The sequence below is a fragment of the Spiroplasma endosymbiont of Lariophagus distinguendus genome (assembly GCF_023846195.1).
GTDB lineage: Bacteria > Bacillota_I > Bacilli_A > Mycoplasmatales > VBWQ01 > Spiroplasma_E.
In genome coordinates, this window is the sequence record NZ_JALMUW010000030.1 from 1 (window position 1) to 12,447 (window position 12,447).

Annotated in this window: 15 protein-coding genes and 1 tRNA gene; 7 read left to right on the top strand and 9 right to left on the bottom strand. The window is 22.4% G+C overall.

Annotation, left to right across the window (positions count from 1 at the left end; all coding sequences use genetic code 4):
- Window positions 1-150 precede the first annotated feature (150 nt).
- On the top strand, window positions 151-663 hold the full coding sequence (locus M0D11_RS03555) for a hypothetical protein (protein WP_252320146.1): 513 nt from the start codon (window positions 151-153) through the stop codon (window positions 661-663).
- A gap of 10 nt (window positions 664-673) precedes the next feature.
- Here the strand turns inward: M0D11_RS03555 and M0D11_RS03560 are convergent, their stop codons facing one another.
- The gene (locus M0D11_RS03560; protein WP_252320148.1) at window positions 674-1,189 is read right to left on the bottom strand and encodes a hypothetical protein; all 516 of its coding nucleotides are present in this window, start codon (window positions 1,187-1,189) and stop codon (window positions 674-676) included.
- 314 nt (window positions 1,190-1,503) lie between these two features.
- Between M0D11_RS03560 and M0D11_RS03565 the strand changes: the two genes are divergently transcribed.
- A protein-coding gene (locus M0D11_RS03565; RefSeq protein ID WP_368862536.1) for an IS5 family transposase occupies window positions 1,504-2,293 on the top strand; the annotation gives its coding sequence in 2 pieces (ribosomal slippage) (window positions 1,504-1,772 and window positions 1,771-2,293; 792 coding nt in all).
- Here M0D11_RS03565 and M0D11_RS03570 read toward each other — a convergent pair.
- The gene (locus tag M0D11_RS03570) at window positions 2,290-3,144 is read right to left on the bottom strand and encodes a DDE-type integrase/transposase/recombinase (RefSeq protein WP_252320152.1); all 855 of its coding nucleotides are present in this window, start codon (window positions 3,142-3,144) and stop codon (window positions 2,290-2,292) included. The genes M0D11_RS03565 and M0D11_RS03570 overlap by 4 nt on opposite strands.
- Window positions 3,145-3,632: 488 nt before the next feature.
- Between M0D11_RS03570 and M0D11_RS03575 the strand changes: the two genes are divergently transcribed.
- From M0D11_RS03575 to M0D11_RS03590, 4 genes are all read left to right on the top strand, one after another.
- Entirely contained in the window at window positions 3,633-3,857 is a 225-nt protein-coding gene (locus tag M0D11_RS03575) for a hypothetical protein (protein ID WP_252320154.1), read from the top strand.
- Between the two features lie 65 nt (window positions 3,858-3,922).
- Window positions 3,923-4,105, top strand: a complete 183-nt coding sequence (locus tag M0D11_RS03580) for an HAD family hydrolase (RefSeq protein WP_252320156.1) — start codon at window positions 3,923-3,925, stop codon at window positions 4,103-4,105.
- A gap of 180 nt (window positions 4,106-4,285) precedes the next feature.
- On the top strand, window positions 4,286-4,885 hold the full coding sequence (locus M0D11_RS03585; RefSeq protein ID WP_252320158.1) for a hypothetical protein: 600 nt from the start codon (window positions 4,286-4,288) through the stop codon (window positions 4,883-4,885).
- A gap of 149 nt (window positions 4,886-5,034) precedes the next feature.
- Window positions 5,035-5,256 (top strand): hypothetical protein, encoded by a 222-nt coding sequence (locus M0D11_RS03590; RefSeq protein WP_252320160.1) that lies wholly within the window; start codon window positions 5,035-5,037, stop codon window positions 5,254-5,256.
- Window positions 5,257-5,317: 61 nt separating this feature from the next.
- On the opposite strand, the gene M0D11_RS07230 is transcribed toward M0D11_RS03590, so the two are convergent.
- Entirely contained in the window at window positions 5,318-5,854 is a 537-nt protein-coding gene (locus tag M0D11_RS07230) for a DUF402 domain-containing protein (RefSeq protein WP_174481399.1), read from the bottom strand.
- Window positions 5,855-6,011: 157 nt separating this feature from the next.
- Window positions 6,012-6,088, bottom strand: a tRNA-His gene (locus tag M0D11_RS03600).
- A gap of 614 nt (window positions 6,089-6,702) precedes the next feature.
- On the opposite strand from M0D11_RS03600, the gene M0D11_RS03605 reads away from it, so the two are divergent.
- The gene (locus tag M0D11_RS03605) at window positions 6,703-7,362 is read left to right on the top strand and encodes a hypothetical protein (RefSeq protein WP_252320162.1); all 660 of its coding nucleotides are present in this window, start codon (window positions 6,703-6,705) and stop codon (window positions 7,360-7,362) included.
- A gap of 174 nt (window positions 7,363-7,536) precedes the next feature.
- Here the strand turns inward: M0D11_RS03605 and M0D11_RS03610 are convergent, their stop codons facing one another.
- The 5 genes from M0D11_RS03610 to M0D11_RS03630 all read right to left on the bottom strand — a co-directional run.
- Window positions 7,537-8,385: an energy-coupling factor transporter transmembrane component T family protein gene (locus M0D11_RS03610; protein ID WP_252320164.1), complete on the bottom strand. Its 849-nt coding sequence runs from the start codon at window positions 8,383-8,385 to the stop codon at window positions 7,537-7,539.
- A gap of 26 nt (window positions 8,386-8,411) precedes the next feature.
- On the bottom strand, window positions 8,412-9,278 hold the full coding sequence (locus tag M0D11_RS03615; protein ID WP_252320166.1) for an energy-coupling factor transporter ATPase: 867 nt from the start codon (window positions 9,276-9,278) through the stop codon (window positions 8,412-8,414).
- On the bottom strand, window positions 9,254-10,096 hold the full coding sequence (locus M0D11_RS03620) for an energy-coupling factor transporter ATPase (protein ID WP_252320168.1): 843 nt from the start codon (window positions 10,094-10,096) through the stop codon (window positions 9,254-9,256). Before M0D11_RS03620 ends, M0D11_RS03615 begins: the two co-directional genes overlap by 25 nt.
- Window positions 10,097-10,296: 200 nt before the next feature.
- A complete protein-coding gene (locus tag M0D11_RS03625; protein WP_252320170.1) occupies window positions 10,297-11,721 on the bottom strand; it encodes a hypothetical protein in 1,425 nt (474 codons plus the stop codon).
- A 187-nt stretch (window positions 11,722-11,908) separates the two neighbouring features.
- The coding region (locus M0D11_RS03630; RefSeq protein ID WP_252320172.1) for an ankyrin repeat domain-containing protein at window positions 11,909-12,447 on the bottom strand (539 nt) is incomplete at its 5' end.

Consider the following 12,447-nt stretch of genomic DNA (forward strand, 5'->3'; position numbering starts at 1 on the left):
GTATACGCCTAATTTCTACTTCAATTGCCATTTTATTTCCCTCTCTAATTTTAGTTATTCCCAAACTTATTATGTTATGAAAAATTATAAAAAGATAAATTTTATTCTATATTTGCATAAAATATACTAAAATTAATATGGTGATACAAAATGGAAAATGAATTAATTAAATACTGAACAAAAAAAAGTTTTTTTTATGTTAGCATTTTGTGATTAATTGTTCAAATTATATTTATAATAATAGGTTCAATTTTAATAAATACTACTAGTGAAAAAATAATTAATATTTTATTAATAGTTGGCATAAATAGTTTAATTCTATTAATTTTGTTTGCTTTTTCTATTAATCATTATACTTATGAAACAGTTTATCAAATTAAAGTCAAAGGTAGTACTTTTCAAACTAAATTTTATCGTTATCTAATTATTCTATTTAGTTTTGGTTGATTAATTTTTTTCATTTTAAATGCATTATTTATGTTAGTTGAAACTGCCGTTTTTAAAAGCAAACTTGATTATTTTAATACTTTAAACGATCATTGATGAATTTTACTTATTGTAACAATATTTAACGTTTTAATTATTAGCATACATCGACAATTAATGCATTATACATTAACAAATTTACAATTACCATGAAGTAAATACATAAATAACAAATAGTAGATATAATCTACTTTTTCTTTGCATCTCATAAATTTATAATATTTTTTGCACTAATTAAACCAAATAATGATCCACAAGCAACTAAACCACCATTTAATCCAATAAAAACAAATGATAATCCTAATACTAAAGTTATTACTCCATTGCCAAGACTGGCAATACTAACAATAATTAATGGTAATAATGTAACAACAATTGAACCAACTCCAATTACTAAACCAAGAATATAACCAATTCTTTGTTCAAATGCTTTTCTTGAATTTATCATAACTAAAATAAATATAAGAATACCATAAGTTGTTAGACAAGCTATCAATATAATTCATCCTAATCATTGAATAGTACTTAATCCAGAATCAAAAACTTCTTGTAATCATTCTCCAAACTTCCATAATAATTCATAAGAACTTTCCATTAATCCTTTTAAAGAAATCATAATTATAGAAATAACCATTACTGGCATTAATGTTGTCAAAAGTAGATAAATACCAATGTTAGATAATGTTTTTGAAAATTTTAACATCCTTTTACCTCTTTATAATTATTATTTCGCAATATTTGGATGGTTGGCCCGGTGGTTGGCCCTAATTACTGGACCACTTTCATACTTTTTTTCTAAATTTTAATTTGTAAAATTGGTGGTTTTAGAAATTTAGAATGTATTCTTTCATAATTATAAAACATAACATATTGATTTACATCATTTATAGCTTCATTGATTGTTAAATATTGGTTTGAACCTTTGGGTAATCATTCTTGAGATAAATGTGAGAACCTGTTTGGAATCTTTTATAAAATAACGTAAAATGACTATATATTTTAAGATAAGGGGTATATATGCATAAAAATTATCCAAGTCATGTTACTAAAGAACAATTTGAGAACATAAGATCAATTTTAGAAAATAGCAAAAAGAAAACAAAACCAAGAAATTTAGATTTATATGAAGTATTTTGTGCAATTTTATATGTATTAAAAAGTGGTTGTCAATGAAGAATGCTACCAAAAAATTTTCCAAAATGACAAACTGTATATTATTATTTTCAAATTTGAAGTAAAAATAATGGTAAAGAACCTAGTATATTGCAATTAATTTTAAAAAAAATTAGTTAGAAAAGTTCGTATCAATAATGGTAGAAAAGAACAAACTAGTTTTTGTATAATTGATTCACAAAGTGTTAAGAACACAGATACTGCTAAAAATAAAGGTTATGATGCTGGTAAAAAAATTTCAGGAATAAAGCGTCATATTGCTGTTGATTCTCAAGGCTTACCACATGCAATTTACATAACCACAGCAGAAAAAACAGATCGTAACAGTGCTATAATAATGATTGAAAATGAAAAAGAAAATTTATCTAAAGTTCAAAAAATACTAGTAGATGCTGGTTATACTGGTGAAAAATTTGCTTTTAAAATCAAAACAATCATAAATGCAAATGTTGAAGTTATCAAACGTAATGAATTACATTCTTTTGTATTATTGCCAAAAAGATGAGTTGTAGAACGAAGTTTTGCATGATTAGAAAAATACAGAAGATTATGAAAAAATTGTGAAAGAAAATTAAATACTAGCTTACAAATGGTTGTTCTTTCCTTTATTTCAATTTTATTAAAAAGATCCTAAACAGGTTCTGAGAATCAGTTTTCTGATAGAACATTACCGCCAATATCATAAGGTTGCTTTTTGCTTAAGATTATTTGTTTGTCAATAGTTCAGTTGGATATGTCTTGGCAATAAAATTCAGCAGCATTATCTGAATGTAAAATAACGCTTTTGATTTGTTTTAAAGAAAATTGTTGTGTTATTTTTTCAAGAGCAGGTTTTATTAAATCTTTATATGATTTATTAGAAGCAGTATTATAACTAACAACATTATTTGAATAAAAATCAATAATTACCAAAAGGTATAATCAGCCTTCTTTAGTATTGATTTGTTTAGTATCCATTGATCAAATTTGATTAGAAGAAGTTGTGATTTTATAATTTTTGTTGACTTTATCCATTGTAGGTATTCATTTATGTGCAGTCTTTTTATTTTTACTATTATTATTTTTAGTTTGTTTTAAACCTTGGATGTTGTGATCTTTCATAATTTTTCGCATTTGTTTTGTTGATAATTCTATATTTAAGTGAATGTTTTTTTCTTGTTTTAATCATTCTTTAAATGCTGAAAAAATTCGTAAATATCCATAAATTCTACCTTTTCTTGTAGAATGAAATTCAATTAAAAATTTGCATAATTTTTGATATTTATGGTTACAATGATCAAGGTGATTTATTTCTTTTTTAATAGGTTTTTGTTTGTTTTTTAAAAAGTAATATGTTGATCTGTTTAATTGAAGATATTGAGAAAGATGTCTAATCGAATATTGATTCTTGCAATGATCAATAATTTTAATTTTTTGATTAATATTTAATTTTCTAATAAATAATTCTATTTGTTTAATTTTATCCATTAATAAAAATCCTTTCATGTCAAAATTAGTGTTAATTATATAACACAATTGTTTTTCGAATACATTCAGGTTTTTTAAATTAATGGTCTAGTAAAAAGGGCTAAGTGCCTAAGTGCCAAGTGCCAAGTGCCCCATTCCAATTTCTAGTAAACTATTCATACTTTATTTTTAACATCTTATGCAAAAAAAATTTAAAATCTATAAACAATAATTTTATTTATCAATCATTTTTTAAATTATTAAAAACTAAATGTAATTAATAATTAAGTATCTAATTTTACATTTATCTTAACATTTAGCCAATATAAATCAACAATAATACGTAATTTAAATAGTTAATAATAACTATATCTTGTCTTTTAAACTTTAAAAATAAATATATTATCTTTATTGATTGTAAAATTTCAAAAAAAATGTTAAAAAAACTACAAACTAAATATAGTTTTTAACCTATTTACTTTGTTTCTCAAAGTAAATAGGTTTTTATTTTTAAAAGGAGAAAAAACATGAAAAAAATATTAAAAATAATAAGTGGTTTAATAATTATTACAAGTACAAGTTTAAGCGCTATTGGATGTTATAAAAATAATAATATTTATGATTTAAAAGTGTTACAATCAATAATTTGACAAGAATCAGCAGAAAGAAAAATATCCTTATTAAATACTTTTCGTGCAGCAATAAAACAGTATGATGATGTTATAGAAGCAAATAAAAACATTTATCATTAGATGTTATTTACGCAACCGCAAATAAACCTAATGCCAAAAATGATGAAGAAGATAAAAATTACACTGTGCATTATAATGAATCAAAAATTGAAGCTAATAAATATGTACCTATTGTTATTACTGATTTGGATGAAACATTCATAAATAATATTGGTTTTTCAATTTATAAATTTTTTAATCCAAAAATGAAAGATATGGATTATGAATTTAAAAAATGAGTTGATCATCAAGTCAATTTTGAAGAATAACTTTATAATGGAGTTTTAGAATTTGTTAAACATGTATGAAAAAGTGGTGGTATTGTTTTATTTGATTCAAATAGTTTTCAAGGCGAAAATATCAAGTATGGAGATGAAGCAATACCAACTAAAAAACTACTAGAAAATAATTATTATCCAAAGGCATTTCTTGATAGTTATGTTTGATGAATGCAAGGAGTAACTAAATATAATTCAAATAATTATAAAGATTTAATATCAAAAGAAAATCGTTTTAATTATATTAATAATAACAATTTTAAATTATCATCAAAAGATAAAAATAGTATGCAAATAAAAAATTGAGAAAATGATTTAATACCAATAAAAAATGTACCATCACATATTGTAATGAGATTGGGTGATAACATTAATGATTTTCATTCTAATTTAACTAATTCAAAATTAATTGATAAAATATCATTAAAAAATGAATTAATAAATAATAAAAATTTTAATAACTTAATTGGTAAAGTGGGAGATGAATTTTGATTTACAAAAAATGAAAATGGAGAAATAATAGAACATTATTGAAAAGAAAATGAAAAAAATAGTTTAATTGATAGTGATCTAAAAAATCTTGGTTTTGTAAAAGAAATTAAACTAGAAGAAGGAAAAATTGGTTGAAAAGAAACTTATGTACTAGTTGGCGGTAATGATGTATATGGTAATTTTTTATGAGATTTAGAAAAAAAATATGGTTCTAATTTAGATAATTGATTAAATTTACTAAAACATTATTTCAAAAAATATGAAAATATATGAAAATAATTTACAAAGTTAATATATTTGATATATATGTTTATTAATTGTAAATTTTCAAAAAGATGTTAAAAATAACTACAAACTAAATATAGTTTTTAACCTATTTACTTTGTTTCTCAAAGTAAATAGGTTTTTATTTTTAAAAGGAGTAAAAAATGAATAAAGAAATTGAACAAGAAATAAAAAACTTAATGTTTAAAGAAATAAAAAAATTAAAAACATATGCTATTAATTATCATAATTACAAAAAGAAAATACAATTTAATGATATAGATATTCAAAATATAAATAATAGTATTGAAGATAAAAGTAAAAAAATTAATATAAACAGTATTATGAGAGAACATAATTATGCAAAAACATTACCTATTTTATAAAAAAATTTAATTTAGTTATAAAAAGTTTTAATATCAAAAATAGTAAGAACATATGTTCTTACTATTTTTGTAAACTTTGGTCTTGATAATTTTTTCAATAATTTAAAATTACATCATCATTAAATAAATTAATTTCATTTTTCTTAATTCCTTTTTTTAATTTATTTATATTTTGTCATAATATATTTTGTAAAGGTATTGGATACTTTCATATTCGACGATTAGTTTTAAATTCTTTCAAGTCTAACAGTTTATAAGAACGATTAGGAAATACTTTAACATCTAAATCATAATCAATGTATTTAACTGTTTGCGAATCTAAAATAAAAGGACTGGCAATATTACAATAATAATGAACACCATCATTACGAATCATACAAATAATATTGTATCAATCATTTTTAAAAAATAACCAAATTGCTGGATCAACGGTTGTTCATTTACGACCATTAATTTCAGTAATTGTTACATTCTCATTTACTAAAACTAAATATTTTTCAGTATCTTCTAAAACAATTGAATTATTTCAACTACGATATAAATCGCCATTATGCTTATATGCATGAATTGAAAGTATTTGCCCTTCTTTAAGGTACATATACATTTAAACCTCAACTTTCTGCAAATCATAAAACATAATAATTATACCATTATTTATTTACTAAATAAAAAGCGAAAAATAAATTTATAATAATATTTATTTAAAAAAGAAAAAACTCCAAAAAGGAGTAGTAAAAAAACATAATTTTATTAAATGGGGCGACTGACGGGATTCGAACCCGCGAATGTCAGTTCCACAAACTGATGCGCTAGACCGCTACGCCACAGTCGCCATATTAGTTTCTATAAGTAAAACCGTTAAATATTATACAATAAATTTATGATTTTTTAATATTTTTTTCATAAAACTACAAAAATAATCATCTAATTTTCGTATATAACAATAACAATAATAAAAAACAATGTTACTATTAACAATTAGAACACAATTTAAAATTAATAATTATGGTTAATTATTAATTTAAATACTCTTAAAATAAAGTTTTATTATGCCCTTAATAAAAAGCATAAAAATGTAATAGATAATATCTTATTAAATCAATTTATTAATCAAATTTTATTAACAATACTAACTTACAAGTAATTTAGATACTAATACTTATGATTAAAAATTTAGCAATATACTCATTCCTTTCTCAATTAATTTTAATTAAGAGCACCAAAAACAAAACAAAATAATAGTTTTAAAGATTGAAAAAACATTTAAAATTGGTATAATTTATACAATTTTAATTTATATATCTTATTAATCTTATTTTTAAAACTTTGAAAAAGTTATAATATACATTTTTATGTATCAAAAAATATTATTTTTAATAAATAGCAAAAAATATATAATAAAAGTTTAAATAAAATTAACTTTAATTATATTTAGGGGAAAAAGATATGAATAATAGTTTAAGTATAGTTACTAATACTACTTCTTCATTTCAAACCAATGAAGAAATATTTAATAAACAATCTAAAAAAAGAAAATGACAAGAATATGAACAAAGACCTGAAGTAAAAGAAAAAAAGAAAGAATATAGACAAAGACCTGAAGTAAAAGCAAAAAAGAAAAAATATGATCAAATGTGATACCAAAAAAATAAACAAAGAAAGAAAAAATATGATCAAATGTGATACCAAAAAAATAAACAAAGAAAGAAAAAATATGATCAAAAACCCGAAGTAAAAGCAAAAAAGAAAAAATATTATCAAAGATCCGAAATAAAAGTAAGAAAGAAAAAATATGACCAAAAAAGACATCAACTTATTAAAGAAAAAGAAAGAGAATTGCAATATGATCATGTTTCTAGTTCAAAACAAATTTTTGATTTAAGTAATTTTAATAGTAATGATATGTATGATGAACAAGTTATAAAAAATGCATTAAATAATTTAGAATTAGATCAATTAAATTTATTAGATAAAGCTATTGAACAATTGTTAGTTAGTGAAAAAATAGCAAAACAAAATGTTGAATGAAATAACAGTATTGTAGTTACAAGTAACTTAGATAGTGATATTTATGATTATAATTTAGCAACCGGACTTACTCCTTAATTAATTTTAATTATTAATATGTTTTAAATTTAAATTAAGAATTTTTAATTAAAAAAAATAATAGGGAGTATAAGAAAAAAAATGATAAATATTATGACACTTGTTGCAAAATTTTTATTTTAACTAAATATTAATAAATATTTAAAATTAGTAAACCTAATTCATATACGTTTATTATTGTGAATAATAATCATCAATAAATGGAATTCTTCAAAATATTTCTGGATGATAAGTATAAGATATAAGAAATGCTAACAATCCTACACCAATAATAAAGAAAAATATATCTTTAAAATCAATATGGTATTGACGAAAACGTGTTCTTTTACCTTGTGGATCATAACCCCTTGAATCCATAGCGTATGCTAAATCTTCTGCTTTTTGAAATGAAGAAACTAATAAGGGAATAATTAATGATACTAACGATTTAACTTTTTCTTTAAAATGACCATTTTTTAAATCTACACCACGTGATGCTTGTGCTTTTAAAATTCTGCCCGCTTCATCTAATAATGTAGGAATTGAACGAAGAGCAATAGAAATAATCATTGAAATAATATGTACTGGAAATTTAATTAATTTTAGTGGTAACATTAAATCTTCTAATGCTAATGTTAAATCTAATGGTTGAGTTGTGGTTGTTAAAATTGTTGTAATTAAAATCATTAAATAAATTCTAAGAGCAATATAAATACTAACAAATATAGCTTTATACGATACTTTAATACCATGCCAACGTCAAATCATTCCTACATTAGGGCCATCAATTAAAAAACAGTTAATTATAAATAAAATAAATGCCATAAATAAAATGGGGCGCATTAATTTTAATAACATCATAAAAGGTAATTTTGCACAAAAGAAAATTGTTATGACAGTAAAACCAATAAGAGCGTAACCTTCAAAACCAGTATGAAAAAAAAGTGAAGCAATTAAACAAATTAAAACTAGTAATTTAATTCTTGGATCTACACGATGAATGATTGAATTTAAAGGTAAATAACGACCAAAACTAACTTTCATTATTTATTACTCCTTACTTTTTATTGCTATTTTTTTTTGGATAATATTTTTGACAACTGGTCAATTAATTCTGAATCACTTCTAGCAGTAATTTTTGATGTATCAAATCCTGCTGCTTCTAATTTATATAAAAAACTATAAATTTTTGGTGGCTCAATTCCGGTTTCGGTAATTAATTTTTTATCTCTAAAAATAGTAATTGGATCTGCTTTTTTATAAATCTGTGTATTATGTAATACAATAACTTCATCAGCAACCATTAGTACATGATTCATATTATGAGTTACTAAAATAATAGTTTTATTTTCTTTATGATTTAAATCATAAAATAAATTAATTAATTCTTTTTCACCATCGGGATCAAGTCCTGCTGTTGGTTCATCTAAAATTAAAGTATGACCTTGTAATGCCAAAATACCAGCAATAGCAACTCTTCGTTTTTGACCACCAGACAAATCAAATGGACTTCTTGATAAGTATGTTTCGTCTAATCCAACCAAATTAATATATTTTTTTGCTAACTCTCGTGCTTTATCTTTTTTCTCACCAAAATTAACTGGTCCAAACATAATATCTCGTTCAATAGTTTCTTCAAATAACTGATATTCGGGAAATTGAAAAACTAAGCCAATTTGTTTACGTATTTTTTTAATATCACGAATTTTTTTTTGATTAGCCTTAATAATAAAATCATTAATAGCAACTGAACCTGCCATTGGAACTAATAAACCATTAATATGTTGAATCATAGTTGATTTACCACTACCAGTTTCACCAATAATAGCAACTATTTTTTGTTCAACAATTTCAATAGTAATATCTTTTAATGCTTGATATTGATAAGGGGTTTTTGGAGAATAAGTATAACTTACTTCTTTGAATTTAATTGACATAAGCTAGAAATCAGCTCCTCTTCACTTAATGTTTCATTAATATTAATTCCCTTATTTTTTAAACCTAACGATACTTTTAAAACAAAAGGAATATCTAAATGAATACTTTGTAAAAACTCTCATTCTTTTAATATTTCAGATGGAGTTCCATAACGAACTAATTTACCTTTATTCATAACAATAATTTTATCGGCATTAATAATTTCATCCATATCATGAGTAATAGAAATAATAGTTTTATTGCGTTGTTCTTGTAATTTTAACATAATTTCTTTAACTTCTCGTTTACCTTTTGGATCAAGCATACTAGTTGCCTCATCAAAAATAATAATATCAGGTTCTAAAGCTAAAACTGAAGCAATAGCTACACGTTGTTTTTGACCACCAGATAATCATAGTGGTTCATGATCTAAATATTTTTCCATACCCACTGCCCTAGAAACTCTGTCAATAATTGCTGGCATATCACTGGGTTCAACTAAATGATTTTCCAAGCCAAAAGCAATATCATCACGAACAGTTGAACCTATAAATTGGTTATCAGGATTTTGAAAAACAATACCTAAGTGACGACGTAATTGTTTAATGTTTTTATTAGTAATTGTTTCACCAAATAATTGAATTGTACCTTTTTGTTTGTGTAAAACACCAATAATAATTTTTGAAAGTGTTGACTTACCACTACCATTATGACCAATTATAGTAATATATTCACCATGATTAATATCAAAACTAACATTATCAACAGCGTTATTGTATTCTGGTTTATAACGAAATTCAACATTTTTTAAACTTAATGAAATTTTAGATTTACTCATATTACTTCTAACTCCATTTTAAATATTATGCTAGTAAAATTATAACAGTAATTTTATATATATCAATTTATAAATTATAAAAATTATAAAAAAAGAAAAAAATGAACAATATCTGTTCAAAATTGAAGTAAAATTATTGTTCATTTTCTAATAAAATTTAGTTTATAAATTAAAGTTATATAAATTTCTATTCTATGAAATTAATGTAAAGAAACATCCAGATTTTTAGAATTTTCTTTTAATAAAGAATCATTTTTTGTTACTTCTTCTGTTGATTTCAATAATTTGTCACTTCAACTTTTAGATGAACTAGGTACTGCTGATGAAGTTGAAGGTTGCGGATCATTATTTGAAACATTATTTTTTGATAATTTTTCTAGTTCTTTTTTAATATCTTTTAATTCTCGTTTTTTTTCTTCTATTTTTCTTGTTGTTTTGCCATGATTATTATAACAACCACAGCTCATAAGTAATCAAAATTTATTTCAAAAATCTTTTAATTTTTCGGCTTCTAATTTCCTAATTTCCGCTTCTAAAGATTTTTCTTTTCTTTGATAATATCCTAATGTAATTTTTTGTTTACTACCTCTATAAAGTTTAGTAAATGGTTTATATATACGTTTAAACCATGGTTTTGTATTTTGCTGAACAGAAGTAGCGTTTTCTTCTGGTGAAATTACTATTGATTCTTCTAATGAATTATTTTTTATTTGTTTTAAGACATCTTTTTTTGTTGTAATTTCTTTGGTAATTTCTATAGAAGATTTTTCAAGCCTACATATTGTCAAAAGTAAACTTAAAATTTTTGAATTAATATTTGCATCATCTATAACCACTATATTTAGTTTATGCTGTAATTCATATATTTCACAAATTTTCTTGTTTTTTTTGATCTCCAATTCTGCTATTTTAACTTCATTTTCTGTTTTTTTATTTGAATATAATTTATGATTTGCTTTTATTAATTGTTCTTTATTTTCTAAAATAATTTGTTTATGTTTAAATTCTTCAAATTCTAATAATGTTATTTCTTTCTCTTTTCTTTTTAAACTATCAGATAAATTAGCAATTTTTAATCTTACTTCTAATATTTCATTTTCTTTTTCTTTAATCAAAATATTCACATTACTATCATCATCAACTATCGTTTCTTTTAATTTACCTATTTCTTCTTCCATTTCTTTCTCATTTTTTTTGAATTTTTCTAATTGATTTATTATTTCTTGTTCATTTTCTTTTAATTTTGTTATATTTTCTTGTATTTGTTGTTGTTGCTTTTCTTCTACTTCAATTTTATTTTCAATTTCTTTTCTTAAATTTTCTAATTTTATTAAATCTTTTTCTTTAAACTTTACCTCTTTTTCTTCATATTTAATATTTTTTTCTTTTTTTTCCTTTAATTTATTTTTAATTTCATTTAAGGCTATCTTAAGTTTTTTAATTTCTTTACTTAAATCTTTTTTTTCATCATTAATATTTAACTTTAGTTTTTCTCATTTTTTTATTTCTTTTTTTTCATTTTTAATTTGCTTATCATTTTCTTCGATTTCTTTTTCAAAGGCTTTAATTACTTTTTTTATTTCTGAACTTTCTTTTTTACGTTTTTCTTGTTCAGTAACTGGCATCAAAATCTTCCTTTCAAAATAAAAAAATCGATTATTTTTTTTAAAAAAATAATGGATTGAAAACTATATTTAGTTTTTCATATATATTATATATAAACTTTATTAAATATATAATATACTTGCTAGATAACACTTTTAAATTTTTATAAAATATTTAAGATTTATTAAAAAAGTTTATTTTTAAACACTAAAATCTTGTTGTATAAGAAACAGTATCAGTAACTAAACTATCTGAAAAATTATTATTAGACTCTCAAATTATACTGTCTACATCACTTGTATCATCATCATCATTACTTAATAAGGAAACAGTATCAACCTCATCATAATAACCATTAGTATCAGATATATTATTATCAGATATATTATTATCAATAATAACTTCAACAAAACGTTCAAATTTAATATTTTTACTTAACAGACAATTTTCTATTAAATTTATTATTTTAATTTTATCTTTTCTATTACTTTTTTTCACAATTAAATCGTATGCAGTTAATCCGCTTTTATCTTTTATTGTTAAGTCAATATTAGGTATTTGTAACAGTTCTTCTATTACTTCAAACCTAGAATAAAGAACTGCTTGATGCAAGGGAGTATATCCTAAATTATTTTGCATATTTACTTCACCACCTGCGTTTAATACTAATTTTAATAATTCAACATTAGATCTTAGTACACAATCATGAATTGGACTATCTCCTTCAGTATCCTTAGAACCTGTTT